Genomic DNA, 26,709 nt, shown 5'->3' with positions numbered 1-26,709 from the left:
CGTTCTGGAAGGTTCACTCCCGTACGCCCGCGTCCCGCACCGCGTACCCGATCGCCGCCGAGACCGTGGCCAGGACCGCCACGCTGGTCAGGGCCACGGGCAGCGAGAACCAGTCCGCCATGAAGCCGATGGCGGGCGGGCCGAGGAGCATGCCGCCGTAGCCGAGCGTGGACGCGGCGGCGACCCCGCTCGGGCCGGCGAGCGCACCGGCCCGCTCGATCGCGACCGGGAAGATGTTGGCGAGGCCGAGCCCCGTGATCGTGAAGCCGAGCAGCGTCGCCCCCACCGAGGGCGCGAGCGCGCCGACGAGCATGCCGACCGCAGCCGTCGCACCGCCCGCCACCAACGTCCTTGTCCGGCCCAGGCGTTCGAGGAGCGTCGTGCCGGTGAGGCGGCCGACGGTCATGGCGAGCGCGAACACCGAGTACCCGGCGGCCGCGACACCGGGGTGTGCGCCGAGGTCCTGCTGCAGATGCAGCGCGCCCCAGTCCGCGAGCGCGCCCTCGCCGTACGCCGTGCACAGCGCGATCAGGCCGAAGACGGCGACGAGCCGGCGCGTAGGGCCGCCCGGGCGCGGGGACTCGGCCGCGGCCGGCGGGGCGGCGGAGGCCGGCCGGTCGGCGGAGGCCGGGATGGTGTGGCGCAGCAGCGTCGGGGCGGCGGCCGCGGTGATCAGCAGGCCGAGGACGGTCAGGCCGAGCAGGTGCCGGGTGGGGGAGAGGTGTCCCGCGACCAGGCCGCCGAGACCGGCGCCGAGCATGCCGCCGAGGCTGAACGCGGCGTGGAAGCTGGGCATCACGGGCCGGCGCAGGGCGCGCACGAGGTCGACGACGGCGCTGTTCATCGCCACGTTGACGCCGCCGTAGGCCGCGCCGAAGACGAGCAGCACCGCGCCGAGCGCGAGCGGGGAGCCGGTCAGCGGGGGCAGCGCGACACTGAGCGGCATCAGGACGCCGCAGGCCACGGTCACGGCGCGGCTGCCGTAGCGGCGGCAGAGCCGGCCGGTCAGGGTCATCGTGATCACGGCACCGGCCGAGACGCCGAGCAGCGCGAGCCCGAGGTCACTGGCGGACGCCCCGGTCTGCTCCTTGATCGAGGGGATCCGCACGACCCAGCCCGCGAAGATGAACCCGTCGAGCGCGAAGAAGGCGGTGAGGGCGAGCCGGAGGCGCTGGAGGGTCGCGGTGCGCGGGTCGTCGGACGCCGTTGTCCTGAGTTTGTTTAGTGTCGGCACAAAATGAGCGTACGGGCGGGGCAGGGGTACGGGCAACGTGCCGGAGACAATGGGAACCATGCAGGACCGCCCCGACCGCCCGGACCGCCCGGACCGCCCGGACCGCCCCGCCTTCCCCGGCGAGCTGTTCGCCCTCCCCCGCGAGCGGACCGAGATCGCCCCCGGCGCCGTGCACGTCCCCGGCTGGCTCGGTCCGGAGCGGCAGCGGGAGTTGGTCGCCGCCTGCCGCGCCTGGTCCAGGCCGCCCGCCGGACTGCGCACCGTGCGCACACCGGGCGGCGGCGAGATGACCGCCCGGCAGGTGTGCCTGGGGTGGCACTGGTATCCGTACGCCTATGCCCGCACCGTCGTCGACGGGGACGGCGCCCCGGTCAAGCCGTTCCCCGAACTCCTCGGCAGGCTCGCGCGGGAGGCCGTGCGCGAGGCGTACGGACCGGACTTCGCGCCCGGCGCGTACGACGTCGCGCTGGTCAACTACTACGGCGAGCAGGCGCACATGGGCATGCACCGCGACAGCGACGAGCGGGCCGACGACCCGGTGGTGTCGCTCAGCCTCGGCGATACCTGCCTGTTCCGCTTCGGCAACACCGAGTCGCGGGGCCGTCCTTACACCGATGTGGAACTGCGCAGCGGCGACCTCTTCGTCTTCGGCGGGCCCTCGCGCTTCGCGTACCACGGCGTGCCCAAGGTGTGGCCGGGCAGCGGGAGCGGCGCCATCGGGATGGAGCGAGGTCGGCTCAACATCACATTGAGAGTCTCCGGACTCCAGGGCTGAGCGGTGCCCGATCATGGGAGACTCGCCTGCATGAACGGCAAGGCGGCGTCCGGTGAGGCGGCTCAGGTGGCCACGCGGAATCGACTGGAGAGAGGACGCGGCGCACTCGGCCCCGCACTCGAACTCGTACACACCGGACGCGCCCCCACCCGCGCCGTCCTCACCTCGGAACTGGGCGTCACCCGCGCCACGGCGGGTGCCGTCGCCGCCGAGCTGGAGGCGCTCGGCCTGATCCGCGTCGAGCCCGGAGCCGCCGCCGGCGCGCAGGGCCGCCCTTCGCACCGCCTGGTGGTCGCCGACGACGGCCCGGTCGTGCTCGCCGCGCAGGTGCACGCCGACGGATACCGCGCGGCGCTCGTCGGCCTCGGCGGCACCATCGCCGCCACCGCGCCCGGCTGCGAGACCATCGACGCCGACCCGGCGCAGATCCTCGGCTCGCTCGTCGAGGCCGGGGTGGAGCTCCTGGAGCAGACCGGGCGGCGCTGTGTCGGCGCCGGGCTCGCCGTGCCGTCGGCGGTCGCCGAGCCCGAGGGCCAGGCGCTCAACCCGCTCCACCTGGCCTGGCCGGTGGGCGCCCCGGTCCGCGAGATCTTCGCCGAGCGGGTACGGGCCGCGGGCCTCGCCGGTCCCGCGTTCACCGGCAACGATGTCAACCTCGCCGCGCTCGCCGAGCACCGGCACGGCGCCGGCCGAGGCTCCGCCGACCTGCTGTGCGTGGCGACCGGGCACCGCGGCGTCGGCGGTGCGCTCGTCCTCGACGGCCGTCTGCACACCGGGAGTTCGGGCCTCGCCCTGGAGGTCGGCCATCTCACCGTCAACCCCGAGGGCCGCCCCTGCTACTGCGGCAGCCGCGGCTGCCTGGACGTCGAGGCCGACCCGCTGGCGTTCCTCACCGCCGCGGGCCGCGCCCCCGGCCCCGAGGTCTCGCTCCTCAAGGAGTCCCGCGAGCTGCTCACGCACGAGTACGACGACCCGGCGGTACGCGCGGCCGCGGCGGAGCTCATCGACCGCCTCGGCCTCGGCCTCGCAGGCCTGGTCAACATCCTCAACCCGGACCGCATCATCCTCGGCGGCCTGCACCGCGAACTCCTCGCCGCGGACCCGGAACGCCTGCGCGCCGTGGTCGCCGACCGCAGCCTGTGGGGCCGCAGCGGCGGCGTCCCGATCCTCCCCTGCACCCTCGACCACAACAGCCTGGTCGGCGCGGCGGAACTGGCCTGGCAGCCGGTGCTCGACGACCCGCTGGGGGCGCTGGCGGGGTAGGCCGGGGGCCGGGGCGCGCGGCTACCGCCACTCCACCCCGAAGGCCCGAGCCGCGTTCTCCGTCAGCATGCGGTCCAACTGATCCTTTCCCATGGCGAGTTCGAGCCGTGGGCGCAGCCGCCGTAACAGGTACGCCGGGCCGGGAGTCTCCGGCGTGGTCGTGTCCCCCCCGACCAGCAGCCGCTAACCGAAACCCGCCTCGGCCAGCGCCGTCAGCTGATCCGGCAGGCGCCAGTCCGTGGCGTGGTGGGCGCGCGAAGGGCCGTCGCACACCAGGAACGCGCCACTGCGCGCCGCCTCGCGCTGCTCGACCGGATCCGGCGACCGCCCCAAGCGCCCGAGCAGTACCCGCTCCGGCGCCACCCCCAACTCCCCGCAGAGCAGGTCGAGTACGTCGAGCGCGTCGGTGCCCAGCTCCAGGTGGACGGCGATCGGCGCGCCCGTGCGACGAGGTGGGCGCGCGCGGCCGCCGCCATCGTGCGCCGGGCGTGCGCGTCGACCCCGTGGAACGCTCCGGCCACCTTGACGAGACCGGCCCGTACCGACGTACCGACGTACCGACGTACCGACGTACCGGCGATGCCCGCTGTCAGCTCAGCGGTGAACAGCTCGGTGAGCCCGTCCACGTCGAGCCGGTCGAGCAACTCCCGGGCGTACTGCGCCGCTTGGCTGCGGGCTGCGCAGGAAGAGGTGGTCGTGGGCGTCGCACACGCCGAGTCCGGCGGGCGGCACGTCGCCGAGCACGGTGCGGACGGCGGGCGTAGTCGTCACAGTGACCCTGCCGTGAGCGCGGCGCGTTCGGGCGCGGACACACGCAGGACGCGGTACACCTCACCGCCGAGGCCGGAGGGTGGCCGCGCGGACCACAGCGAGAAGTGCGTCAACTCCCAGTGGTGCGGGTCGAGTACGACCGCCGTGCACACCGCACCGGCCTCGTCCGCCGCCCGCCGGGCACTGTCGGACGCCGCCCCGAGCGCCTCCGCCACGTCCGCGTCGACCGGCAGCCGCTCCCGCAGGCGTACGGCGAACCGCGCCTCCTCGCCGGCCGCGCGGCCCTCCACGTACGCGTGCCCGTTGCCGTGCCGGACCGTCGGGCGGCCGAAGTCGGCGCACAGGCCCCGGAATCCGGGCCCGGCGAGGAACGCGGCCATCGGGGCGGAGCCGGACCAGAGGTAGAACGGCGCGTACTGGTTCACTGGCGAACCGTCCTGGCCGCGCTCCCGCACCAGATAGGCCTTGAACCCGAGCCCGGGCAGGTCGTCGAGCAGATGGCCCTTGGCCTGCACGCGCGCGTGGATGACGCCCATGTCGTAGTCGGCGGGCAGGGTGATCTCGTACTGCATGGCGTGCACGGCGGCAACTCCTCGGCTGCGTAAGGGGGGGCGGTCAGGCGTGCGGGCGGAGCAGCGCGAGCGCGCCGCGCACCGCCGTGTCGAACGCCTCGGGGCTGCCCGACGAACGGGCCAGGACATAGCCGCCCTGGACGGTCGCGACGAGCAGGGCGGCGGTCTCGTCCGGGTCGAGTCCGGGCGGGAACTCGCCCTGGTCCAGGCCCTCTTGGACGATCTGAGCGAGCCGGCCGCGGAGCCAGCCGAGCGTCTCGTCCACCGGCGCGCGCAGCCGGTCGTCGGCGACGACGTCCGGGTCCATCGTCAGCCGCCCCACCGGACAGCCCCGCAGCACGTCCCGCTCGCGCGTCAGATATGCCGCGATCCGCTCGTACGCCGAACCCGCACCGCCGAGCGCGCGCTCCGCGGCGCCGCGCAGCTCCTCGGCGGTCCGGGTGATCGCCGCGAGGGCGAGGTCGGGCTTGCCCTTGAAGTGGTGGTACATGCTGCCCTGCCCGGCGCCCGCCCGCTCCTGGATCGCCTTCGGGCTGGTGCCGACGTACCCCCGCTCCCAGAGGAGCTCGCGCGTGGACTCGATGAGTCGGTCCTGAGTGCTCATGGCGGCAGTTTACATACTAGTAGGTACAGCCGTGCGGGATCCCCGCTGAGCAGCGCGGGAAGCAGCCCGCGCGCCCTCCCGTACTCCCCGGGAGGTACGCGGACTGCCGCTGGCCGTACGACGACTCGGGCCCCCTCCGCGAGCGAATCTCGATGCATCACCAGCCATCGAGAGCCATCAAGGCGCGGCACTCGCCGCCACTGAGGAGATGAATCGACATGCAGACTCTGGCGAACTGGGACGGCGGGCCCGGCCCGTGGATCCTGTTCTTCCCGCTGATCTGGGCCGCCGTGATCGTCGGCGTCGTGACCCTGCTGCGCCGCACCGTCTGGCGCGGCCGGGGCCGCGGCCCGGGGGCCGGGCCCGACGCGCAGTCGCCGATCACGGTGCTCGGCCACCGCTTCGCCTCCGGCGAGATCGACGAGGACGAGTACTGGCGGCGCCTGTCCGTCCTGGACGAGCAGTTCGGACGCGCCGCGGGCGGGCGCGGCAAGAAGGGCGGTGCGGCGTGAACACCGCGCACACTGCGGCCCGGGTCGTCGACGCCGTGAAGGTGTACGGCAGCGGCGACACCGAAGTGAGGGCCCTGGACGGGGTGACCGTCGGCTTCCCGGCCGGCCGGTTCACCGCGATCATGGGGCCCTCGGGCTCCGGCAAATCCACGCTCATGCACTGCGCCGCCGGACTCGACGCCCTCACCTCCGGCAGCGCGGCCATCGGCGGCACCGAACTCAGCTCCCTCGACGACCGCCGGCTCACCGTGCTCCGCCGCGACCGCGTCGGCTTCGTCTTCCAGGCGTTCAACCTGCTGCCCACGCTCACCGTCGCCGAGAACATCACGCTCCCGCTCGACCTCGCGGGCGCGCGTGCCGACGCCGAGTGGATCGACGCGCTCGTGGACGTGGTCGGCCTGCGCGACCGGCTGCACCACCGGCCCTCCGAGCTCTCCGGCGGGCAGCAGCAACGCGTCGCCGTGGCACGGGCGTTCGCGAGCAGGCCCGACGTCGTCTTCGCCGACGAACCCACCGGCAACCTCGACTCCCGCTCCGGCGCCGAGGTCCTCGGACTGCTCGCCCGCGCCGTACGGCGGATGGACCGCACCGTCGTCATGGTCACCCACGACCCGGTCGCCGCCGCCCACGCCGACGAGGTCGTCTTCCTCGCCGACGGCCGACTCGTCGACCGCATGCCCGAGCCGACCGCGGAGCGCGTACTCGACCGCATGAAGGCCCTGGACGGCCCCCGCGCTGAGGCGGACATCCCGGAACACCACACGCAAGGAGTGCCGTCATGAGCTCCGCGTCCGCCACCGCGCGGATCAGCCTCACCTCCCTCCGCGCCCACAAACGCCGCTTCGCCGGTACGTTCGCGGCCGTGCTGCTCGGCGTCGCCTTCCTGACCGGCACCCTGGTCATGGGCGACACCCTGCGCACGAGCTTCGACTCGATGTTCGCCGGGGCCACGAGCGGCACCGACGCCGTCGTCCGCAGCGCCGACACCATCACCACGCCCGGCCAGTCCCAGGGCGTGCGCGGCCCCGTCGACGCCGACCTGGCCACCCGCGTCGCGCAGGTGCCCGGCGTCGCCGCGGCCGAGGCGGACATCCAGGGACCCGGTCAACTCGTGGGCGCCGACGGCGAACCCATCGGCGGCCAGGGCCCGCCCACGCTCGCCGGGAACTGGATCAAGGACACCCGCCTCAACCCGTACCGCCTCGCCGAGGGGCGCGCACCGGAGCGCGGCGGTGAGGTCGTGGTGAACCGGGGCGCCGCCGCGACGGGCGGGTTGACGATCGGCGACAGCACGGTCCTGCGCACCCCCGACCCGGTGCGCGTCACGATCGTCGGACTCGCCACCTTCGGCGGTGCCGACGGCATGGCGCAGACCACGTTCACCGGCATGACCCGGGCCGACGCCGAGAAGTACCTGACGCCGCAGCCCGGCGAGGCCGCGTCGATCCAGGTCCGCGCCGCTCCCGGCACCGGTCAGCAGGAACTCGTCGACGCGCTGACTCCCGTACTGCCCAAGGGCGTCGAGGCCATCACCGGTGAGGCGGCCACCACCGAGAACACCGACATGATCTCCGGGCAGTTCCTCGACCTGTTCACGACCTTCCTGCTCGTCTTCTCGGGCGTCGCGCTGCTCGTCGCGACGTTCTCGATCCACAACACCTTCGCCATCGTCGTCGCCCAACGCACCCGCGAGAACGCCCTGTTGCGTGCCCTCGGCGCGGCGCGCGGGCAGGTCGTGGGCGCCGCGCTCGCCGAGGCGGCCGTGGTCGCCGTCGTCGCCTCCGCGGCCGGGCTGCTCGGCGGCATCGGGGTCGCCGCCGGACTTCAGGCGCTCTTCCCGGCGATCGGATTCCCGTTCCCCGAGGGCGAGTTGGTGATCAGCGCGCTCTCGCTCGGGCTGCCTCTCGCCGTCGGGATCGTGGTCTGCCTCGGCTCGGCCCTGCTCCCGGCCGTGCGGGCCGGACGCACCGCGCCGCTCGCCGCGCTCCGGGAGACCGCCGTCGACCAGTCGGGCACCGCCCGCGGCCGTACCGTCGCGGGGCTCGCCCTCGCACTGATCGCCCTCGGTACGACCCTGGCCGGGGTGCTCGTCACCCCGTCGATCTGGCTCGCCGGCACCGGGGCCGTCCTGGCGCTCGCCGCGTTCGTGGTGCTCGGCCCGGCCGCCTCGACCGCCGTGCTCCGCGTCCTCACCCGCCCCCTGGCCCGTACGCGCGGTGTCCCCGGAGGTCTGGCCGGGCGCAACGCGCTGCGCAGCCCCAGGCGCACCGCCGCGACCGCGAGCGCGCTCATGATCGGCGTCGCCGTGGTCGCCCTGTTCACGGTCTTCGGCGCCTCCCTCAAGGCCACCATGAACCAGACCGTCGACCGCTCCTTCGCCGGTGACGTCGCCATCAGCGCGCCTTCGTTCGGCGCGGGCGGCAGCGGCCTCAGCCCCGAACTCGCGGGCAAGGTCGCCGAGCTGCCCGAGGTCGAGAGCGCGGTCGGGCTCGGCCGTGGCGTCGCCGAAGTCGACGGCGCGGGGCGCCAGTTGACGGTCACCGACCCCGTCGCCCTCGCGCGGGGCCTGGACCTGGGCTCCGTACGCGGAGACCTGGCCGCCCTCGGCACCGACGGCCTCGCGCTCTCCGCCCCCGAAGCCGAACGCCGCGGCCTCGCCCTCGGCGACCGCACCCGACTCGCCTTCACCGACGGCACCCAGGAGAGCTTCACCGTCCGCGCGGTCTACGCACAGCCCGAACTCGCCGGTGACTACGTCCTCACCCGCGAGGCCTGGGCCCCGCACCGCGGCCAGGACTCCGACTCCGTCGTCGCCGTCACCTTCAAGGACGGCGTGGATACTGCATCCGGCGAGGCCGCCGTCGAGGAGACGGCCGCCGCGTACGGCAATCCTGAGGTGCAGACCCGCGAGGAGTACGCACAGTCCTCGGCCGGCGGCATCGACATGATGCTGACCCTGGTGTACGCGATGCTCGCCCTCGCGGTCCTGATCGCGCTGCTCGGCATCGCCAACACCCTGACCCTCGCCGTCCACGAGCGCACCCGTGAACTCGGCCTGCTGCGCGCCGTCGGCCAGACCCGCGCCCAGCTGCGGGCGATGGTCCGCTGGGAGTCGGTCCTGGTCGCCGCCTTCGGTACGGCGGGCGGGCTCGCGCTCGGCGGATTCCTCGGGTGGGTCCTCGTCCAGGCCTCGCAGGGCACCGGCGACAGCGACTTCGCGTTCGCCGTGCCGCCCGCGCAGCTCGCGGTCGTCGCCCTCGTCGGGCTCGCGGCGGGAGCGCTCGCCGGGTGGCGTCCGGCCCGTCGCGCGGCGCGTCTCGACGTACTGCGCGCGATCGCCACGGAGTGACGCCCCGACGCGGTGGGGCTGGGTGGGTCCCGGTGGGCCCTACCGCGGACGGATTCTCAACCGCCCGGTCAGCCGGCGAAGGCCGACCGGGCGGGAGCCTGTGGCGCGTAGGCGCTGAGCGCGGGCGTCGCCACGTCGGACGCGAGCGCGGGGAGGGTGAACCAGACGACCTTGCCGCGGTCCCCCTCGGGCCGGGCGCCCCAGGCCTCGCTGACCGCCGCGACCAGGGCGAGACCGCGCCCGCAGGTGTCGAGGGCGGCGGCCGCGCGCAGTTCGGGCATGCGGGGATCGCGGTCGTGCACGGAGACCGTGAGCCGGTCGAGCAGCAACTCGATCTCCACGGTGCACTTCTTGTCCGGACCGGCGTGCCGGTGGACGTTGGTGAGAAGCTCGGTGACTCCGAGTTCGGCGAGCTCGATCAACGGATCGAGGTGCCAGTGACGCAGTTGGGCAGAGATGATTCCGCGGACTTTTCCGATGCGTGACGGCAGGGCTTGGAGCTCCACCGTGCAGTGCCTGCTCGGCTTGCTGATCACGGCTGCGACTCCCCGAATGGTGAGGTCCGGAAGAAGACGACATACGGATCCGGGAACGCCGAGCGCCCCTGGATCCCACAGTGCTGCCTGCTGCTGAAGGCGGTGGACGCCGGGTCGCAGCGTGACCGCCGATAAACCCTGAGTGATGTGTGACCAGAGTGACTGAAGGGGTGCGGCTCCGCAACTCGGCGTCCGTTCACGCCTCTTGCGCGCAGTGGCGCCCGCGGGTATCACAGCCCCGTACCGCCCGCCCGTACCGCCCGCCCGTTCCGCCCTCGCGAGCCGTGCTCCGCACCGGGGCCCGATATCCGCCGGTCAGGCGCCCGAAAGCCGCCCGCCCGCGCGGTGCACCGCGTCGATGAACCGCCGCACCGACGGCGGGCCCGCCTCACCGGGACCGGGGTCGTCCTCGCCGAGCGTCAGCGAGTACCGCGTGCCGTTGACCGTGGCCTGCGCCTTGTCGTCCGGGCCGAACCAGGGGCGGCCCGCCGAGACGGCGGCGAGCGGGGCGCTGTCGATCTCGCTGCCGTAGCTGGTCAGCAACTCCAGGCGGCCGCCGCTGATCCGCACCTGTCCGGCCCGGGTCAGCGAGCGCAGCCGCCGCCCGATCCGCACACCCTTGGCCGTGAACTCCGGCTCCGCCATCCCGCCCGCCCCCTCGTCCGATCGGTGCACCGTCGATCTGCAGTGTGCCCGCCCGCGAGGTCGAGCACCAGTGCCCCCAACGACGGCACGCGCCCGGCCATTCCCGCCGGGGGCGCGGGGGCGGGAGCCCTGGGGCGCGCACGGGCGCCCGACGACTGTCCCCACGGTCTTCCTTTGATCTGCTCAAAGAGGTGTTTATGCAGGTGAGAAGCGTGCTGAAGGTGTCTATCATCGAGCTGTCCGACCGGGTCCCCCACGGATCTCCCAGGGCCGGGCGAGACGCTAAGGAGCGGCGCGTGAGCACCACACAGCAGCCCGGGGCCCCGAAGGCCATGACCACCCTCGACGTGGACCGCAGCGACGCGGCCTACCGCGACTGGCTGAACGAAGCCGTACGCAAAGTGCAGGCGGACGCCAACCGCTCCGCCGACACCCATCTGCTGCGCTTCCCCCTCCCCGAGGAGTGGGGCATCGACCTGTACCTGAAGGACGAGTCGACCCACCCCACCGGCAGCCTCAAACACCGCCTCGCCCGCTCACTGTTCCTCTACGGCCTGTGCAACGGCTGGATCCGCCCCGACCGCCCCGTCATCGAGGCGTCCAGCGGCTCGACGGCCGTCTCCGAGGCGTACTTCGCGAAGCTGATCGGCGTGCCCTTCATCGCCGTGATGCCGCGCACCACCAGCCGCGAGAAGGTCCGCCTGATCGAATTCCACGGCGCCCGCTGCCACTTCGTCGACGACCCGCCGAAGGTGTACGAGGAGGCCGCGGACCTCGCCGTCCGCACCGGCGGCCACTACATGGACCAGTTCACGTACGCGGAGCGGGCCACGGACTGGCGCGGCAACAACAACATCGCCGAATCGATCTACCAGCAGCTGCGGTTGGAGCGCTACCCGGAGCCCGCGTGGATCGTCGCCACCGCAGGCACCGGCGGTACATCGGCCACCATCGCGCGCTACGTCCACTACATGCAGCACGACACCCGCATCTGCGTGCCCGACCCGGAGAACTCCTGCTTCTTCGACGGCTGGGTCAACGACGACCCGGACTGCACCAGCGACTGCGGCTCCCGTATCGAGGGCATCGGACGCCCGCGGATGGAGCCCAGCTTCGTGCCCGGCGCCATCGACCGGATGATGAAGGTGCCGGACGCCGCCAGCGTCGCCGCCGTACGCGCCCTGGAGCAGGCCATCGGCCGCAAGGCGGGCGGTTCGACGGGGACCGGTCTGTGGAGCTCCCTGAAGATCGTCGCCGAGATGGTCGCCGAGGGCCGCACGGGCAGCGTCGTCACCCTCCTCTGCGACCCGGGCGACCGCTACCTCGACAAGTACTACTCGGACAGCTGGCTCGCCGAACAGGGCCTGGACATCCGGCCGTACACCGCGGCGATCGAAACCCTGCTCGCGACCGGGGTGTGGCCCCAGGAGTAGCCCGCAGGCCGGGTTCAGCTCTGCGAGGAGTTCGCCGCGATCCTCTTGTCGAGCCGGCCCGCGGCGTCCTGGAACGAGCGCCCCAGGGCAGGCCGCGCCAGCTTCAGCAGGGCGCGCAGCGGTGCGGACCCGTCCGCGGCGAACGTCCACTGCACCCGCGTCCCGGTCCCCGCGGGGGTCAGCAGCCACTCCTCGACGAGAGCCCGGAGGCCGGGTGCGTTCACCGTGTCCACGCGGTACGCGTACCGCTCGTCCGGATCGGTGGCCATGATCGTCTCGTGAAGGTGCCCGCCGCCGACCAGCTTCACCTCGCGTCCCGCGCCGTCGGCGGTCGGCCGGCACAGCGTCACGGCCCTGAACCACGCGGTCCAGCCCGTCACGTCCTCGGCGAGCGCCCGGTACACGGCGGCGGGCGGTGCGGACAACTGCCGCGCGAACACCAGGCGCACCGGAGCGGTGCCGACGAAGTCGAGCCCCACAGGGCTCAGTTGGCGGGCCATGGACGCAGCACCCCCACGGGAGACGGTGGTCGATCGGGCCCGGTCACCATAGCTGGCGGCCCGTCATATGTCTGTAGGGAGCGAGGCGTTGGCACGACTCCCGGATGCGGCTCGGGCAGCCGCTCAGGCCTCCGCCGAAGCGCCTTCGCCGCTCTCCTGCCCGCTCTCCCGCCCGCTCTCCTCGCCGCTCTCCTCACCTGCGCCGTCCCCCGACGCCTCGCCCGCGACGACCAGTCGGTTCAGCCGCTCGGAGATCTCCGTACGCACCTCTGCCGGAAGCCCCGCGTCCGTCACCCACGTGTCCACCTGCTCGAGCGACGCGAACGAACTCAGGCCCACCGTGCCCCACTTGGTGTGGTCCGCGACCACCACGACGCGGCGCGCGGACCGCACCAGACTCCGGTTCGTCTCCGCCTCCGCGAGGTTCGGCGTGGAGAGCCCCGCCTCCACCGAGATGCCGTGCACCCCGAGGAACAGCAGGTCGAAGTGGAGCGCACGGATCGCCTGGTCCGCGACCGGGCCCACCAGCGAGTCCGACGGCGTGCGCACCCCGCCCGTCAGCACCACCGTGGCCCCGCTCTGGCCCTTGGCTGCCAGCCGCTGCGCCGTGTGGAACACGTCAGCCACCCGGACCGAGTTGGTCACCACCGTCAGATCCGGTACGTCGACCAGGCGATGCGCCAGTGCGTACGTCGTCGTACCGCCCGAGAGCGCGATGGCGCTGCCAGGAGCGACCAGTGCCGCCGCCGCCTGCGCGATGTCCTCCTTCGCGCTCAGCTCAAGGCCCGACTTGGCCTCGAAACCCGGCTCGTGCGTGCTGGCCTCGACGATCGGGACCGCCCCGCCGTGCACCTTCTCCAGGACGCCCTGCCGCGCGAGCGCGTCCAGGTCGCGCCGCACCGTCATGTCGGACACGCCCAGCTTGCGGGTGAGTTCGTTGACCCGCACACCGCCCCGGCGTCTGACCTCGTCCAGGATCAGGGCGCGGCGCTGCTCGGCGAGCAGGTTCTGGTTCTCGCTCACGCCCGGTCCCGGTCCTTCCGTCGTGTTCCGTCCGCGTCCTTCGCCCTCCGTCACGAGGGTTTTCATCCTCGCACGCCGCACTGACAGCCGATCCGGCGCCCGGACGTGCGGCGGGACCGTACACCTTTGGGAGATTCCGTGACGAGGGGTGCCCAGCGGGCCCGCGAACGAGGATCCTGGTCACGCACCATGAACCGCACAGTCACGGGGGGTCGGGGGACCAGTGGGGCGTGTGAACGACACAGCCGAACAGCGGGGGCAGGACCAGCCGCCTCCGGAACCGTCCGCACCCGACGAGGCAGGCGACCGCATCGCCCTGGAACTCCTCGTCCACGGAGTCGGCGGCACCACACCGCAGGAGATGCTCAACGACCCGAGCACCGTGCGGATCACCGGCGACAGGACCGCCGCGGTCCACCGCCGCGCCAACGACGTGGACGCCGAGAAACGCCCCCAGGACTACGCGGACCAGCCGGTCGCCGAGGCGTACGTCTGGTCCAACCTCACCTCGGGCAACGGCGCCCGCGCCCTGTGGCTGCTGCTCCTGCCGTTCATGGTGGTCAACCTCGCCCACTGGATGCGCCCCACCGCCGACGGCATGCGCCGCGCGGTGAGCGTGTACGGCATGCTCGTGCGGCTCGTCGCCCTGACCCTCACCGTGCTGCTCGTCGCCGCCGCCTGCGAGGTCGCCCTCGACCTCACCGCCTGGCAGTGCGCCGGCACGCGCGCGTGCGCCGAGGACCGGGCCTGGCTCGGCTTCCTGGCGCCCAGCGAGAGCGGTACCGGCTGGTGGACGCAGCCCGGCCGCCGGCTCGCCCTCGCCGCCCTGGCCCCCGCGGCCCTCACCGCCCTGCTCTGGTACCTCTCGCAGCGCACCTGGAGCGCGTACGAGTCCCAGCAGCCGCTGCCGCACCACAGCGAGCCCGAGGAGGACGGTTCGCGCAGCGCCCTGAGCCGCCCCGGGTTCTGGTACGGACGGCGCCTGGTCGCCCGACTGCGCGCCGCGCACACCGCCGCCGGGCTGCTCACCGTCGCCGCCGCCGTCGGCACGTCCGCCGCCCGCTACGACCGCACTGCGGCCAGCGCCGCCCTGCACGCCTTCGGCGTCGTACTCGAAGCGGTCCTGGCCATCGGCGCCGTGATCGTCGTGGTCGTCGTCTGCCGCCGCGGCCGCAGCGAGAGCACCCTCGACGAGCGCCTCGACCGCGTCGTGCGGACCCTGCCGCTCGCCGCCCTCGCAGTCCTCGGCCTCGCGGTGGTCTACGCGTCCTGGGACCGTCCCGCATGGCGCTCCTCGGGCCGCCTGCCGGGGGACGAGACGTTCGGCGTGATCGCCCTCGTACAGGGCCTGCTCGTCCTCGCCCTCGCCGCGGTCGCCTGGGCCCTGCACCGCCGAAGTGCCGTACCGGGCACGGTACTCGGCGGCGTCGGAGGCCCCGCTGTCGCGATGCTGGCGTGCGCCCTCGGGGGCGTCATGTCCGGCGGCGTCGCCCAGCGCGTCGGCGACTGGCTGGACGACGGCAGCACGCCCGGCGCGGACGGCGCCGCCTTCCTCGGCCCGCCCGTCGTCCTGACCTGGCAGTCAGCGGTCATCCCTGTCCTGCTCGCCGTCGTGCTGCTGCTCGCCGTCGTCCTCGGCCTGCGCACCCGCCGCCGCAGCCGCCTGGAGATCGCCCGCGTGCCCGGGGACTACGAGGGCGAGCGCCCCGACACCGAACGCACCCGCCGCATCGCGAACACCCGCGCCCTCGCCGCCCTCACCGACCAGGCCCCCGTGATCGTCGGCATCGTCTCCGCCCTCACGCTGCTGCTCGGCGCCGCCGCGCTCGTCGGCGCCTGGGGGACCCGGGAGGTGCCCGGCGAGGCCGCCGAAGGGGCGCACGCGTTCATCGAGGGCGTCGCGGACACCACGCAGGCACTCGGCTCCTGGCTGATCGGCTTCGGCTTCATACTCTTCGTGACCTGGGGCCGCCGCGCCTACCGCGACCCCTCGGCCCGCCGCACCATCGGCATCCTGTGGGACGTCGGCACGTTCTGGCCGCGCGCTGCCCACCCCTTCGCCCCGCCCTGCTACGCGGAGCGCGCCGTGCCCGACCTGACCTGGCGCATGGCCACTTGGACCCGGCAGACCGGCGGCCGCCTGGTCATCTCGGGACACTCCCAGGGCAGCGTCCTTGCCGCCTCCGCGCTCTGGCAGCTCCGCCCCTCCGTGCGCCGCCGCGTCGCCCTGCTCACGTACGGCTCCCCGATGCAGAGGCTGTACGGCCACTGGTTCCCCGCCCACTTCGGGCCCGCCGCCCTGATGTCCCTGCACCGCGAGGTCGACTGCTGGCGCAATCTGCACCGGCCCACCGACCCCATCGGCGGCCCCATCGGCCTGCCCGGCGCCTGCGGCCCCGACGTCGACCACGCCGCCCTCAAGGACCCCCTCGCCTACGGCCGTACGGAGAGCCAGCCGCTGCCTGCGCCGATCCTCGGGCACGGCGACTACCAGGCCGACCCGGTCTTCGCCGAGGTCCGCGGCACGCTCCTTGCCCGCCTGCGTCCCGGAGCCGGACGCAGGCAGAGCCACGACTGCGTCGGCGACCGGACCGCCGCACCGGCGACGCCACCGGCCGGCCTCCCCGCGCCGCGCGGTGACGGCGATGAGGCCGTGGCCACCGATCCCGTGTCCGGCGCTTCGGAGCCCCGTCAGGGCAACTCGGGCAGATCCTCCGGGTAGAGCAGCGTCAGATCGTCCGTGCTCACGTCGTCGAACTGGGCGACCCGGCCCGCGTGCCGCTCCACCATCGCCTCGAAGGTCTGGCGCGCGGTCCGCCCGTTGCCGAACGCCGCGCCTCTCGGCAGCACCGTGAAGTACTTGAGCAGCGCCTCCGACGTACCGCTGCCGAGGCGGTACTCGTGCTCGTCGGCCTGCTGCTCCACGATGCGCAGGAGTTCCTCCGGCGCGTAGTCACCGAAGGTGATGGTGCGTGAGAACCGGGACGCCACACCGGGGTTGACCGACAGGAAGCGCTGCATCTCCGCGGTGTAGCCCGCGACGATCACCACGACCGCGTCCCGGTGGTCCTCCATCAGCTTCACCAGCGTGTCGATCGCCTCACGGCCGAAGTCCCGCCCGGAGTCCTCGGGGGACAGGGCGTACGCCTCGTCGATGAACAGCACTCCACCACGCGCGCGTTCGAAGGCCTCCTGCGTACGGATGGCCGTCGAACCGATGTGCTCGCCGACCAGGTCGACCCGGGACACCTCGACCAGATGCCCCTTGCCGAGCACGCCGAGCGAGGCCAGGATCTCGCCGTAGAGCCGCGCCACCGTCGTCTTTCCGGTGCCCGGCGAACCCGTGAAGACCAGGTGCCTGCGGACCGACGCGGCCTTGAGACCGGCCAGCTGACGCTTCCGGCCGACCTCGATCATGTCGGTGAGGGCGCGCACCTCGCGCTTCACGCTGTGCAGGCCGACGAGCGCGTCCAGCTCACCCAGCACGTCCTGCGAGCTGCGGACCGGCTCCGGCTCGGGCTCGGGCGCGACAGCCGGCTCCGTCGGCCGCTGCTCGGGCACGCCGCCGAGCAGCCCCGCCGCCTGCGTGGCCCGCTGCACGACGGGCTCGGCCTGGGTCGGCGGGCGGACACCGCCGCTCTCGTCGCTCGCGCAGTCCTCCACCTGGGGCCCTGCCGCGCCGCCCGAGGCCTGGGCGCCGCCGTCCCCGAACTCGTAACCACCGCGCGCGCAGCGCTCCGTACGGCAGCGGCGGAGGGTGGCCCGGCAGCCGTCGAGTACATGGAAGCCGTAGCCACCGCTGCCCGTCACCCGGCAGTTGACGAAACTGCCGCGACCCTCGGCCGACACATAGAAACCCGCCTCCGAAGGGGCGGTGACCTCGCAGCGCTCGACCGTCGGATCGGCGCCCTTGGTGACGATGACGCCGGTCTGCGCGCCGTCGATGGTGCACCCCGCGAGCGTGCCGCCGCTGCCGTGGTCGCGGAACCAGGCGCCGGTCGCGACCTCGCGGATCCGGCAGTCGTCCAGCTGCGCGATCGCGCCGTCGCTCACCGACACCGCCGTGTTGCGGACCTGCGCGAGGTCGCTGTCCACGACGTCCACGCGCGAGCCGCGGTCGAGCACGAACAGCGCGTCCGGCACGTCCCGCACGCGGCAGGCGTCGAGCACCGCCGTCGCACCGTCGCTGACCCACACCGCCGGGTAGTCGCCCGTACTGTCATGGATCTCCGACTGGTTGGCGTCCACGCGCGTGCCCGGGTCCCACACGGAGAGGCCGTTGCGGCCGAAGCGGCTGATCGTGGAACGGGTCAGTGTGAGCACGGAGCGGGAGCGCAGGTCGATCGCGTTCTCCGGGATGTCGTGCAGGCGGCAGTCGGCGAGGGTGAGCACCGCGTCCGTGTCGAGCGTGATGCCGTCCGCGCTCGTGCGGTGCACCTCGCAGTCCGTGAGGTGCGCGCCGGCCCGCCCGGTGATCTGCACGCCGGCGCCCTTGACCTCGTACACCTCGCAACCCAGGCCTTCCAGCTGGGAGTTCTCGCCGGTGACCGAGATCCCCGTGCCCGAGGCGTGGTGCACACGGCAGCGCTCGAGCCGGGGGTGGGCGCCGCCGCGCACGGTCACGCCGCTCTGCCCGGCCGCGACGACCTCGCAGTCCTCGAAGACTCCGCCCGCGCCGTCCAGCACGGCGATGCCGATGCCCGCGGGGTTGTCGACCGTGCAGCGCCGCACCGTCGGACGTGCGCCGGAGCGCACTTCGAGCCCGGCGGCGGACCGGGTGACGATGCGCACGTCCACCAGCTCGGGGGCGCCGTCCTCGACGAGCAGGGCGGGCGCCGCCGCGTCCTGCCCCTCGAACTGCAGGTCCTGCAGCACGGCCGAGGCGCGCACGGTCAGCGGCACTCCGTCGGCCGGAGCTATGCGCACGGATCCGGGGGAGCCCTCGGGCCCGCGCAGCGTCACCGACCGCTGCACCACGAGGTTCTCCCGGTACGTCCCGGGAGCGACGGTCAGCACGTCACCGTCGCCGGCCGCCTCGAGGGCCGCGGCGAGCGATCCGTACTCGCCCGTGCGGCGCCGCCACCGCGAAGTGCCGGTGTGCGTCACCTGGACCGTGCCCTGTGCCATGGCGTTGTTGTGCCCCCACCTCGTGCGATCCCGTCGGACAGGCGTCCACCGTAGCGTGCGCGGGGGACGGGAGTTGACCGCTCACCCCGGTCTGTGGACAACCCGTCCCGGGCGGCCGGGGGAGGTGTGGTGATGCTGCGGTGTCGGGCCGATGAGCGGGGCGCGCGAGACGGGTCGAGGAGCGGCAGGCACAGGGCGGTTCCGCGCGCTCGTGGACGGTGGGCGCGCGGGTGTGCGCCTGACGCCCCGGCTCAACTCCCGGTGCCCGTACGGCCCCAGTCCGGTCCCGCTGCCGCCCACTCGCGGTCCCAGTCCGCGTACCGGCGGCACACCAGCCGCCACAGGACGAGCCGTCGAGCGCCCTCGATGGTCGCCCCGGTGGCCGCGGCGACGCCGAGTCCGGCGAGCACGGCGTGCACCGTGGCCGTCCCGGGGTCCATCGGCCGTGCGACCGGCCGGCCGGCGTGATCGGTCCACAGCGGGACGCGGTCGCCGGGGGCGGCGACGGCACCGGCCGTCACAGTGCCGGAGTGCTGACTGCCGTCGGGAGCCGTCCAGTTCGCGATGACGCGGCGATGGCCGTCACGCGCGGTAGCTGTTTCCGGGTCGGGGTCGACGGGTGGCTGCGTCACGGTTCTGACCACCGTCGCCGTCACCTTGTGGCGATTTTCGTGCTGTGTCCGCACCGCCTGGTGCAGGGCGTCCTCGGTGAGTCCACCCGCGACAGAGCCGACGAAGGGCGCGGCCACTGCGATGAGTACCGCGGCCGCCAGGGCCACCAAGGCCTCTACGAGATCGGTTTTACGGCGCATCGGGTTGTGCCGCCAGCGCCAGAGTCCCGCGATCGCCCGCACGATCCTGCACCTCCCCCTTCCGCGTCCGTCATTACCGCCAACGGCACGGCCCAAGCGCGACTGGCACCGAGAGAGAGCGAAATCACCCTTCCCGGCGGCCGACCGCGTACGCGTCCGGCCCGCCGAGCCGTTCCGCGTAGCGAACCGGCTCGACGCCCGGTGGCCGCATCTTCGCGGACCGAGTTCCGTACCGCCTCTTGCCCAGTGTGCGCCTGGACGCTTTCGGCCACACCCCGGGGCGGGTGGCGGCGACGCTCCGGATCGGGCCGGTGCCGTGCGGTTGTTCCGTTGGGTGCGGCCGCCGATGTCCCGTCGGTGGGGTCGTCCGACGTCAGGAGACGGTCGACGACCGTCCGCAGGGGAGCGGGTTCCCGCTGAGGAGCGCCCTATTCGAGGATCCTCACGGGATCGCCGACGCGGATCGTGCCGGTGCTCTCGGGCACCAGGTTCTGGCCGAAGACCAGCTGGTCACCGAAGCGCCGATGCCGGGCGAGCGTGCGCAGCGGCTCCTTGCCGCGCTCGGCGGTGCGCTGGTCCGTGGTCGTCACGACACAGCGGCCGCAGGGCTTGGCGACGCGGAAGGTGAGGTCGCCGATGGCGATGCGTGACCACTCGTCCTCGGCCCAGGGCGCCGTGCCGTCGACGACGACATTGGGCCGGAAGCGGTTCATGGGAAGCGGGCCCTCGTCGGCATGATCGCCCTGCTCGATGAGGGAGTTGAGGGCGTCGAGGGAGGACAGCGCGGCGAGCAGCAGCGGGAATCCGTCGGCGAAGCTGACCGTCTCACCCGGCTGAGCGTACCCCGGGTCGAGGGGGCGGCGGCGGGCCGGGTCGTCCATGTGCACCAGGCGTATCCCGGTTTCGAGCCACTCGCTCAGCCAGGCGTTCGCGGACTCCTCGGCGGGGACGGCCTCCACCTTGTCCCGCCAGACCTCCACCGGGACCGTACGGGACGCATCGGGCACCGGCACGGTCAACGGCGCGCGCCCCGGTGCCGTCAGGCGCAGGCCGCCTCCGGGCAGGGGTTCGGCGGTCACCAGTGCGAGCCGTGGCTGCTGGCGCTGTGTGACGAACCGGCCGTCCGGCTCGACCACCATCCACCGGCGGTCACCGGTGAGCCCCCAGGGCTCCACGACGGCCTCCGTCGTGGTATGCCCCTGCACCGATTTGAGCGGGTGGATGTGGATCGAGCGCAGCGTTGGGTTCGGCATGGGGCCATCCTGCCAGGAGGCACTGACAGCCCCAGGAGCCGGTCGAGCCGTCAGTACCCGCGGCCGGGGTGCTGGCGGTAGTACGGGTCGTCGTGCGGGTTGGGTGCCGGTGCGGGGCGCGGTGTCGCCGGGCGCATCGCCTCGTAGCCCGTGCCGCCGAACGGCCGTTGCTGCTGCGGCTGTCCGCCCGCGTACCCGCGCGGACCGGTGGCCTGCTGCGGGATGTGCGGAGCGGGCGCCGACTGCATCGGGGCCTGCTGCTGCGGATAGCCGTACGAGGAGGTCTGCGGGGAAGGCGCGGCCGGCAGGGCGGGCAGCGCCGACGGGAGCGCCGGCAGGCTGCTTCCGGTGTCGTAGGCGGAGGGGACCCGGATCGGGGCGATTTGCGGAGTGCCGCGCTCGGCCACGAGCGAGTCATAGATCGGGGTGTCCGGGAAGGACGGCGCGGAGTAGTAACCGCCGCCATAGGTGGAGCGGGGGGAGGTCATGGCACATAAGTTAAGCCCAAGATGTGCTGGTTGGGGAGACCGATAAGAGGGTTGCTTTACGTGCCGGTAGTGACCGGGGATCCCCAATCCGAGCGAACTCGGCTAAAAACGGTCGCCCTCGAGGGTGTTGATCGTGTAAAGCGCGCGTTACCTGCGGTTGACCTGTGATCTTCGTGCCCCCGTGTTGGGGCCCCCGGATCCTCGGGGGAATAGGTTGGCCGTAACTAATCGGTCGCTCCTGTGCGGCCGTTCATGGACCCATCCCGACCCGACCACTCGCAATGGGGGCGGACATGTCAATGCCCAAAGGATCGAATGTTCCGGTGCCCGCGTCGGCGGTGCGCGTCGAAATCGGCTGGCAGTCCGGTTCCGGCGTACCGGACGCGGACGCCTCGGCGCTGCTCCTCGTGTCCGGAAGGGTGCGCTCCGACAGCGACTTCGTCTTCTACAACCAGGACCAGCACGCCTCGGGAGCGGTGCGGTACGACGGCAAGCGGCCCTCGGGCGGCCAGGTGACGGACGCGCTGGTCGTCGACCTCGCGCGCGTGGAGCCCGATGTCGAGACCGTCGTCCTGGCCGCTTCGGCCGACGGCGGCACCTTCGGGCAGATCCCCGGCCTGCACATCCGGCTGCTGGACGCGGCGAACGGCACGGAACTCGCCCGCTACGACAGCGGGGACGCGTCCGTGGAGACGGCCTTCGTGCTCGGTGAGCTCTACCGGCGCCAGGGCGCCTGGAAGTTCCGCGCCGTCGGCCAGGGCTACGACAGCGGACTCGCGGGCCTCGCCACGGACTTCGGCATCGCCGTGGACGAGCCCCAGGACACCTCACCGGCCCCGGCCTCCGCAGTGCCCGCCGCGCCCGCCGCCACGCCCGCCCCGGCTGCCGCGCCGCCTCCGCCGCCCTCCGCCCCGGCCGCGCCAATCAGCCTCAGCAAGGTCACGCTCACCAAGGAGTCCCCGGCCATCTCCCTGACCAAGCAGGGCGGCACCTCCGGCGCGATGCGGGTCAACCTCAACTGGCAGGTCCGCAAGCCGCAGGGGAAGGGCTTGATGGCCAAGCTCAACCAGGCCATGGCCGCCGCCCAGTCAGGCGGACTCGACCTCGACCTGGGCGCGCTCTACGAACTCACCGACGGGCGCAAGGGAGTCGTGCAGGCGGTCGGCAACACGTTCGGCGCCTCGCACGAGCCGCCGTACATCCATCTCGACGCGGACGACCGCACCGGCGCGCGCACCAGTGGCGAGAACCTGACCATCAACCTGGACCACTCGAACGAGTTCAAACGCATCCTCATCTTCGTCACGATCTACGAGGGAGCCCGGAGCTTCGCCGACCTCAACGCGACCGTCACCCTCTCCCCGCAGCACGGCGCCCCCATCGACTTCCACCTGGACGAGTGCACGGTGCCGTCCACGGTGTGCGCGCTCGCCCTGCTCACTCAGGAGGGCGGCGAGCTCGTCGTGCGCCGTGAGGCCGCCTATCTGGTGCCGGAGCGCGGCGTCAGCATGCAGCGGACCCTCGACTACGCGTACGGCTGGGGCATGAACTGGAGCCCTGGACGCAAATAGCGGACTACAAGCGGACTACAACCGGACTACAAGGCGGACTACAAGAAGGGGCGGGTTTCGCGGAAGGGCGCGCGGATACGGTCCCTCACTGGTCGGGTGCGGCCTCGGCGCGGTCCGGACGCTTATAGGTGCGCCCTTTCCACGCCGCGCCCTTTCCTCTGTAGTGCTGGAACGCGGAGTCCACGGTCATGAACAGATAGAGCAGCGCCGTCATCGGCAGCAGCGGCGCCAGCCACAGCGTCTGGCGGTAGTAGCGGAGCATCGGCAGATACGTCGCGGTCATGATCAGCCACGCCGCACCACCCGCCGCCGCGGCAATCGGCTCGTCCCGCACAAGGCCCGCCACCAACGTGACCGGCGGCGCCAGATACACCACCGCGAGCCCGAGCACCGTGCCCACCAACAGCGCCGGACTGTGCCGCAGTTGGGAGTACGCGCTGCGTGAGATCATCCGCCACAGGTCGGCGAGGCGCGGATAGGGGCGCACGCTGTCGACCCGCTCCGCGAGGCCGAGCCAGACCCGGCCGCCACAGCGCTTCACCGCCCCCGCCAGTGCCACGTCGTCGATCACCGCGTGCCGGATCGCCTCCGGCACCCCCGCCCGCTCGGCTGCCTCCGTCCGCAGCAGCACACAGCCCCCCGCCGCGGCCGCAGTCCGCCCGCCCTCCTTCGCCACCCAGCGGAACGGATACAGCTGCGCGAAGAAGTACACGAACGCCGGGACGACCAGTTGCTCCCACATGCTCGCCACCCGGAGCCGGGCCATCTGCGACACCAGGTCGAACCCGCCGGAACGCGCCGCGGCCACCAACTCCCGCAAGCTGTCCGGCTCATGGGCGATGTCCGCATCCGTGAGGAGCAGATACTCCGGGACCTGCCCGGTCGCGTCGGATCCGCCCTCGCGCCCGGCCGCACGCGCGCGTGGTCCCCGTTTCCGCTCACCCGCCGTACGCGCGTGCGCGATTCCGTGCCGCACCGCCCACAGCTTCCCCGTCCAGCCCGCCGGAGGCTCACCCGGCCACGTCACCGTCAGCGGAAGGCCCCGATGCCGGTCGGCCAACGCTCGCGCCAGACGGCCCGTACCGTCCGTGCTCCCGTCGTCGACGAAGACGATCTCCGCCCGGCCGGGATAGTCCTGCGCGAGCAGCGACGGCAGGCTCTCGCGCAGCACGGCCGCCTCGTCCCGCGCCGGGACGACGACGCACACGTACGGCCAGTCCTCGGGGTCGCGACGCGGGGGCAGGCGCAGGTCCGTACGCCAGAACAGACCCTGGCCGAGCAGCAGCCAGAGCCAGGCGGCCAGGGATACGAGGGCGGTCCACGCAACGGCGCTCATCCCCGGGAGTCTGCCCCACAGGGCAGAGCCCGCAAGGCCGATCGACTATGGTGACCGGGTGAAGATCGCGCTAATCGACTCCGGAATCGGACTCCTCCCGGCCACCGCGGCGGTACGCCGTTTGCGGCCCGACGCCGACCTCGTCATCTCCTCGGACCCCGACGGAATGCCCTGGGGACCGCGTACGCCCGCGGACCTCACACAGCGCGCCCTCCTCGCCGCCGAGGCCGCCGCCGCGCTCGGCCCCGACGCTCTGATCGTCGCCTGCAACACCGCTTCCGTACACAGCCTGTCGACGCTGCGCGCCCGGCTGGAGCCGCAGCTTCCGGTGATCGGTACGGTGCCCGCCATCAAGCCCGCGGCCGCCGGCGGCGGACCCGTGGCGATCTGGGCTACGCCCGCCACCACCGGCAGCCCCTACCAGCGCGGGCTGATCCGGGACTTCGCGAACGGCGTCGACGTCACCGAAGTGCCCTGCCCCGGCCTCGCAGACGCGGTGGAGCAGGCCGACGAGAGCGCCATCGACCGCGCCGTCGCCGCTGCCGCGGCCCTCACGCCGCCCGAGGTGACGACCGTCGTCCTCGGCTGCACCCACTACGAACTCGTCGCGGAGCGTATTCGCGCGGCCCTGCAGCAGCCCGGCGCGCAGCCGCTCGTGTTCCACGGCAGCGCCGGTGCCGTCGCCGCCCAGGCGCTGCGCCGTATCGACGTGCCCGCGCGGCCCGACGCCGAGCCGACCGGGTCGCTCACCGTGCTGCTCAGCGGACGCGAAGGCGCCCTGCCCGGCGCTGCTCTGCACTACGCCGAGGGGCGTCTGCTCGGTCAGCTCAGCACCGCTCGCTGACACGGTCCGCCGTTCTCCGGAGCGGGCTCCTGACCTGGCTCTCCCTGCGGGTCATCACGCATGGTGATCTTCTGCCTGCGGAGCGGGACACGAGTAGCCTTTGCGTATGAGGCACCATCCGCACACCGCGCGGGGCGCCCACGAGCCCCCACCGGACGTCTGGACCGGACACGCGACCAATCGCATGCAGTGGCTGCTTGCCCTGGCGGGCGCCGCGTGCCTGGCGCTCGGTATCAAGCTCGCCGTCGACTCGTCCTGGACCACGGGACTCGGGGCGCTGCTCATGGCCGTGGTCGGCTGCGTCGCCGTCGGGCTGCTCGTGCTGTTCGGCACGCTCGCGTTCGTGAACGTCGCGGTGCGCGTCGACAAGGAATCGCTCGAGGTGCGCTGCGGTCATATGGGTGTGCCCCGCCGCCGTATCCCGCTGTCGCACATTGTCGGCGCCGAGTTCGCTCCGGATGTCTGCCCGCGCCAGTGGGGTGGCTGGGGCTACCGCTGGCGGCCGGAGAAGGGCACTGCCGTGATCGTGCGACGGGGCGAGGCCGTGGTGCTGAACCTCGGTGACGGGCACAAGTTCACGGTCACCGTGGACGACGCGGAGTCGGCGGTCCAGGTCATCAAGGACCGTCTGCGGATGCGCTCGACGGGGCCCGCCGCGGGGGTCTGAGGGGTCAGCGTCCGTCGGCGTCCGCCCAGTCCTCGTACAGCGGACGGGCTGTGGCAAGGCCGGCGAGCACACCCGCCCCGACGGTCACCGCCGCGAAGCTCAGCGTGTTGCCGACCGTCGCCGTCGCGGCGACCGCGGCCAGTGCGACTCCCGCCGTCACCACGAACGGGGTGGACCGCGACGAGCGCCACAGGGTGTGGAGGAGCCAGCAGAACGCGGTCGCCGAAAGTGCCACACCTATAAGGCCCTGTTCTGCGGCGAGCTGCAGAGGTGCGGAGTGCGGCCTGACGTCGGAGTGGAGCAGTTGCCGGGCCGCGGCGCTGAACTCGGCGTACCGGCCCGGCCCGACGCCCAGTGCCGGGTCCCGCTCGGCGAGCAGCAGCGCCTCCTGCCAGAGCGCCACGCGATGGCCGGAGAGCCGAGCTGCGAGGGTGTCGGCCAGACCGCGGGGGAGAGCCGAGGCCGCCGCCGCCCAGACCGTTGCGACCAGCAGTCCGACCGAGAGTCCCAGACCGGCGAGTGCCCTGCCCCGGCGTGTGACTCGGGCGGCGGCGAGCGAGCACAGCAGCACCGCGACGCATCCGACGAGACCGGCCGCCGAGCCGAGCACCGCCGCCACGACCGCCGTCCCGAGCGCGAACAGACGCAGGACGAGCCGGAGCCCGACCCTGCCTGTCGCCCAGGCTCCGCAGCACGCGGCACCGGCGGACAGCATCAGGAGTGCCGCCACTGGGCTCGTGTGGCCGAGCGGGGACATGCTGATCCCGGACATCCCGGTGCGGGAGGGGTCGGCGCTCGACACGGCGGGGGAGGCGGTCACCGCGAGGTACAGGCCAGCGACGGCGGCCATGGCGCAGGCCCCGACGGGCAGCACCGCGCCGCCGATCCGCCCGCAGGCGTACCCCGCCGCCAGGGCGAGAACGGCGAGCAGGACGCCTTCGGGCCGGCCGCCTCGCGCCGTCGCGGTGATCAACGCCCATAACGCGCAGCAGGCCAGAATCGTCATGCCCGCGACATCGGCCGCGCCGCGGCGGGCGGACGCACCGTCACTGATGCGGGCCGTCGCAGAAGTCATCGGCTGTCGCCCCCCGTCGCCCCCGACTGCCTCCCCGCCCGACCGAGCCGGGCAACAGCGCCGGACAGCCGGTCGGAGGCACGGGCACACGGTAACGGCTGGGGTGTGGATTTGTGCCCCCGTCGCGGGGATGCGGAATCCTGTAGTGCAGGCATACGGCGGAATCCTGTAGTGCAGGCATACGGCGGAATCCTGTAGTGCAGGCACACGGAGGCGTGAAGGGCGGCGGACGATGATCAGCGCTGCAGGGACGTGGCGTTCGTCGGGCCGCACACGCGCGTGCCGATCGCTCGCCCTCGGGGTGATGCGCGGCTCCCCG

23 protein-coding genes and 1 pseudogene are annotated in these 26,709 nt (G+C 73.2%); 10 read left to right on the top strand and 14 right to left on the bottom strand.

The window, feature by feature from the left end; translation table 11 throughout:
- Nucleotides 1-13: 13 nt before the first annotated feature.
- Nucleotides 14-1,234 (bottom strand): MFS transporter, encoded by a 1,221-nt coding sequence (locus tag QIT00_RS06500; protein WP_282534132.1) that lies wholly within the window; start codon nt 1,232-1,234, stop codon nt 14-16.
- Nucleotides 1,235-1,292: 58 nt separating this feature from the next.
- Between QIT00_RS06500 and QIT00_RS06495 the strand changes: the two genes are divergently transcribed.
- Together QIT00_RS06495 and QIT00_RS06490 are read left to right on the top strand one after the other, a co-directional pair.
- Entirely contained in the window at nt 1,293-2,009 is a 717-nt protein-coding gene (locus QIT00_RS06495; protein WP_282534131.1) for an alpha-ketoglutarate-dependent dioxygenase AlkB family protein, read from the top strand.
- A 30-nt stretch (nt 2,010-2,039) separates the two neighbouring features.
- Nucleotides 2,040-3,272, top strand: a complete 1,233-nt coding sequence (locus QIT00_RS06490) for an ROK family protein (protein WP_282534130.1) — start codon at nt 2,040-2,042, stop codon at nt 3,270-3,272.
- A 21-nt stretch (nt 3,273-3,293) separates the two neighbouring features.
- Here QIT00_RS06490 and QIT00_RS06485 read toward each other — a convergent pair.
- The 3 genes and pseudogenes from QIT00_RS06485 to QIT00_RS06475 all read right to left on the bottom strand — a co-directional run bounded on the left by QIT00_RS06485 (nt 3,294) and on the right by QIT00_RS06475 (nt 5,219).
- Nucleotides 3,294-4,043 (bottom strand): annotated as a pseudogene (locus QIT00_RS06485) (phosphotriesterase family protein).
- Nucleotides 4,040-4,624 (bottom strand): DUF4865 family protein, encoded by a 585-nt coding sequence (locus tag QIT00_RS06480; RefSeq protein ID WP_282534129.1) that lies wholly within the window; start codon nt 4,622-4,624, stop codon nt 4,040-4,042. Before QIT00_RS06480 ends, QIT00_RS06485 begins: the two are co-directional and overlap by 4 nt.
- Nucleotides 4,625-4,658: 34 nt before the next feature.
- A complete protein-coding gene (locus QIT00_RS06475) occupies nt 4,659-5,219 on the bottom strand; it encodes a TetR/AcrR family transcriptional regulator (protein ID WP_282534128.1) in 561 nt (186 codons plus the stop codon).
- 218 nt (nt 5,220-5,437) lie between these two features.
- On the opposite strand from QIT00_RS06475, the gene QIT00_RS06470 reads away from it, so the two are divergent.
- The 3 genes from QIT00_RS06470 to QIT00_RS06460 are packed head-to-tail and all read left to right on the top strand — an operon-like array spanning nt 5,438 to nt 9,080.
- Nucleotides 5,438-5,731, top strand: coding sequence for an SHOCT domain-containing protein (locus QIT00_RS06470; RefSeq protein WP_282534127.1), 294 nt, complete (start codon nt 5,438-5,440; stop codon nt 5,729-5,731).
- The gene (locus tag QIT00_RS06465; protein ID WP_282534126.1) at nt 5,728-6,513 is read left to right on the top strand and encodes an ABC transporter ATP-binding protein; all 786 of its coding nucleotides are present in this window, start codon (nt 5,728-5,730) and stop codon (nt 6,511-6,513) included. The genes QIT00_RS06470 and QIT00_RS06465 overlap by 4 nt, the downstream gene beginning before the upstream one ends.
- Nucleotides 6,510-9,080: an ABC transporter permease gene (locus QIT00_RS06460; RefSeq protein WP_282534125.1), complete on the top strand. Its 2,571-nt coding sequence runs from the start codon at nt 6,510-6,512 to the stop codon at nt 9,078-9,080. Before QIT00_RS06465 ends, QIT00_RS06460 begins: the two co-directional genes overlap by 4 nt.
- Nucleotides 9,081-9,148: 68 nt before the next feature.
- On the opposite strand, the gene QIT00_RS06455 is transcribed toward QIT00_RS06460, so the two are convergent.
- Nucleotides 9,149-9,616: an ATP-binding protein gene (locus QIT00_RS06455; protein WP_282534124.1), complete on the bottom strand. Its 468-nt coding sequence runs from the start codon at nt 9,614-9,616 to the stop codon at nt 9,149-9,151.
- A gap of 315 nt (nt 9,617-9,931) precedes the next feature.
- On the bottom strand, nt 9,932-10,261 hold the full coding sequence (locus QIT00_RS06450; RefSeq protein WP_282534123.1) for a hypothetical protein: 330 nt from the start codon (nt 10,259-10,261) through the stop codon (nt 9,932-9,934).
- A 332-nt stretch (nt 10,262-10,593) separates the two neighbouring features.
- Between QIT00_RS06450 and cds1 the strand changes: the two genes are divergently transcribed.
- Nucleotides 10,594-11,694, top strand: coding sequence for an L-cysteine desulfhydrase Cds1 (gene cds1, locus QIT00_RS06445; protein ID WP_282534295.1), 1,101 nt, complete (start codon nt 10,594-10,596; stop codon nt 11,692-11,694).
- 14 nt (nt 11,695-11,708) lie between these two features.
- Here cds1 and QIT00_RS06440 read toward each other — a convergent pair whose 3' ends face one another.
- Together QIT00_RS06440 and QIT00_RS06435 are read right to left on the bottom strand one after the other, a co-directional pair.
- On the bottom strand, nt 11,709-12,194 hold the full coding sequence (locus QIT00_RS06440) for an SRPBCC family protein (protein WP_282534122.1): 486 nt from the start codon (nt 12,192-12,194) through the stop codon (nt 11,709-11,711).
- Nucleotides 12,195-12,317: 123 nt separating this feature from the next.
- Nucleotides 12,318-13,217, bottom strand: a complete 900-nt coding sequence (locus tag QIT00_RS06435; protein ID WP_282534121.1) for a DeoR/GlpR family DNA-binding transcription regulator — start codon at nt 13,215-13,217, stop codon at nt 12,318-12,320.
- A gap of 223 nt (nt 13,218-13,440) precedes the next feature.
- Between QIT00_RS06435 and QIT00_RS06430 the strand changes: the two genes are divergently transcribed.
- Entirely contained in the window at nt 13,441-15,939 is a 2,499-nt protein-coding gene (locus tag QIT00_RS06430) for a hypothetical protein (protein WP_408909730.1), read from the top strand.
- Here QIT00_RS06430 and QIT00_RS06425 read toward each other — a convergent pair.
- The 4 genes from QIT00_RS06425 to QIT00_RS06410 form a co-directional block, all read right to left on the bottom strand.
- The gene (locus QIT00_RS06425) at nt 15,909-18,344 is read right to left on the bottom strand and encodes a right-handed parallel beta-helix repeat-containing protein (protein ID WP_282534120.1); all 2,436 of its coding nucleotides are present in this window, start codon (nt 18,342-18,344) and stop codon (nt 15,909-15,911) included. The two genes, QIT00_RS06430 and QIT00_RS06425, sit on opposite strands and share 31 nt — an antisense overlap.
- 251 nt (nt 18,345-18,595) lie before the next feature.
- On the bottom strand, nt 18,596-19,198 hold the full coding sequence (locus QIT00_RS06420) for an Rv1733c family protein (protein WP_282534119.1): 603 nt from the start codon (nt 19,196-19,198) through the stop codon (nt 18,596-18,598).
- A 386-nt stretch (nt 19,199-19,584) separates the two neighbouring features.
- A complete protein-coding gene (locus QIT00_RS06415) occupies nt 19,585-20,409 on the bottom strand; it encodes an MOSC domain-containing protein (protein WP_282534118.1) in 825 nt (274 codons plus the stop codon).
- Between the two features lie 50 nt (nt 20,410-20,459).
- Entirely contained in the window at nt 20,460-20,897 is a 438-nt protein-coding gene (locus tag QIT00_RS06410; protein ID WP_282534117.1) for a DUF6643 family protein, read from the bottom strand.
- 293 nt (nt 20,898-21,190) lie between these two features.
- Between QIT00_RS06410 and QIT00_RS06405 the strand changes: the two genes are divergently transcribed.
- Complete coding sequence (locus QIT00_RS06405) at nt 21,191-22,468, top strand: TerD family protein (RefSeq protein WP_282534116.1); 1,278 nt, start codon at nt 21,191-21,193, stop codon at nt 22,466-22,468.
- Nucleotides 22,469-22,553: 85 nt separating this feature from the next.
- Here QIT00_RS06405 and QIT00_RS06400 read toward each other — a convergent pair whose 3' ends face one another.
- Entirely contained in the window at nt 22,554-23,804 is a 1,251-nt protein-coding gene (locus QIT00_RS06400; RefSeq protein WP_282534115.1) for a glycosyltransferase, read from the bottom strand.
- 58 nt (nt 23,805-23,862) lie between these two features.
- Here QIT00_RS06400 and QIT00_RS06395 point away from each other — a divergent pair, with 58 nt between their 5' ends.
- Both QIT00_RS06395 and QIT00_RS06390 read left to right on the top strand, forming a co-directional pair.
- Nucleotides 23,863-24,648 (top strand): glutamate racemase, encoded by a 786-nt coding sequence (locus QIT00_RS06395; RefSeq protein WP_282534114.1) that lies wholly within the window; start codon nt 23,863-23,865, stop codon nt 24,646-24,648.
- A 106-nt stretch (nt 24,649-24,754) separates the two neighbouring features.
- On the top strand, nt 24,755-25,315 hold the full coding sequence (locus QIT00_RS06390) for a hypothetical protein (protein WP_282534113.1): 561 nt from the start codon (nt 24,755-24,757) through the stop codon (nt 25,313-25,315).
- Between the two features lie 4 nt (nt 25,316-25,319).
- Here QIT00_RS06390 and QIT00_RS06385 read toward each other — a convergent pair whose 3' ends face one another.
- Nucleotides 25,320-26,390 (bottom strand): O-antigen ligase family protein, encoded by a 1,071-nt coding sequence (locus QIT00_RS06385; protein WP_282534112.1) that lies wholly within the window; start codon nt 26,388-26,390, stop codon nt 25,320-25,322.
- Between the last annotated feature and the right edge of the window lie 319 nt (nt 26,391-26,709).

The sequence above is a fragment of the Streptomyces luteolus genome (assembly GCF_029968015.1).
In the GTDB taxonomy this organism is placed as follows: domain Bacteria; phylum Actinomycetota; class Actinomycetes; order Streptomycetales; family Streptomycetaceae; genus Streptomyces; species Streptomyces luteolus.
This window is presented reverse-complemented; position numbering and strand designations above follow the sequence as displayed.

Excerpts from the sequence above, each read along its gene's own strand:
- QIT00_RS06410 (WP_282534117.1), bottom strand. The coding sequence starts at position 20,897 with ATGACCTCCCCCCGCTCCACCTATGGCGGCGGTTACTACTCCGCGCCG.
- QIT00_RS06495 (WP_282534131.1), top strand. The coding sequence starts at position 1,293 with ATGCAGGACCGCCCCGACCGCCCGGACCGCCCGGACCGCCCGGACCGC.
- QIT00_RS06385 (WP_282534112.1), bottom strand. The coding sequence starts at position 26,390 with ATGACTTCTGCGACGGCCCGCATCAGTGACGGTGCGTCCGCCCGCCGC.
- QIT00_RS06400 (WP_282534115.1), bottom strand. The coding sequence starts at position 23,804 with ATGAGCGCCGTTGCGTGGACCGCCCTCGTATCCCTGGCCGCCTGGCTC.
- QIT00_RS06470 (WP_282534127.1), top strand. The coding sequence starts at position 5,438 with ATGCAGACTCTGGCGAACTGGGACGGCGGGCCCGGCCCGTGGATCCTG.
- cds1 (WP_282534295.1), top strand. The coding sequence starts at position 10,594 with ATGACCACCCTCGACGTGGACCGCAGCGACGCGGCCTACCGCGACTGG.
- QIT00_RS06460 (WP_282534125.1), top strand. The coding sequence starts at position 6,510 with ATGAGCTCCGCGTCCGCCACCGCGCGGATCAGCCTCACCTCCCTCCGC.
- QIT00_RS06450 (WP_282534123.1), bottom strand. The coding sequence starts at position 10,261 with ATGGCGGAGCCGGAGTTCACGGCCAAGGGTGTGCGGATCGGGCGGCGG.
- QIT00_RS06415 (WP_282534118.1), bottom strand. The coding sequence starts at position 20,409 with ATGCCGAACCCAACGCTGCGCTCGATCCACATCCACCCGCTCAAATCG.
- QIT00_RS06405 (WP_282534116.1), top strand. The coding sequence starts at position 21,191 with ATGTCAATGCCCAAAGGATCGAATGTTCCGGTGCCCGCGTCGGCGGTG.
- QIT00_RS06390 (WP_282534113.1), top strand. The coding sequence starts at position 24,755 with ATGAGGCACCATCCGCACACCGCGCGGGGCGCCCACGAGCCCCCACCG.
- QIT00_RS06425 (WP_282534120.1), bottom strand. The coding sequence starts at position 18,344 with ATGGCACAGGGCACGGTCCAGGTGACGCACACCGGCACTTCGCGGTGG.
- QIT00_RS06490 (WP_282534130.1), top strand. The coding sequence starts at position 2,040 with ATGAACGGCAAGGCGGCGTCCGGTGAGGCGGCTCAGGTGGCCACGCGG.
- QIT00_RS06440 (WP_282534122.1), bottom strand. The coding sequence starts at position 12,194 with ATGGCCCGCCAACTGAGCCCTGTGGGGCTCGACTTCGTCGGCACCGCT.
- QIT00_RS06475 (WP_282534128.1), bottom strand. The coding sequence starts at position 5,219 with ATGAGCACTCAGGACCGACTCATCGAGTCCACGCGCGAGCTCCTCTGG.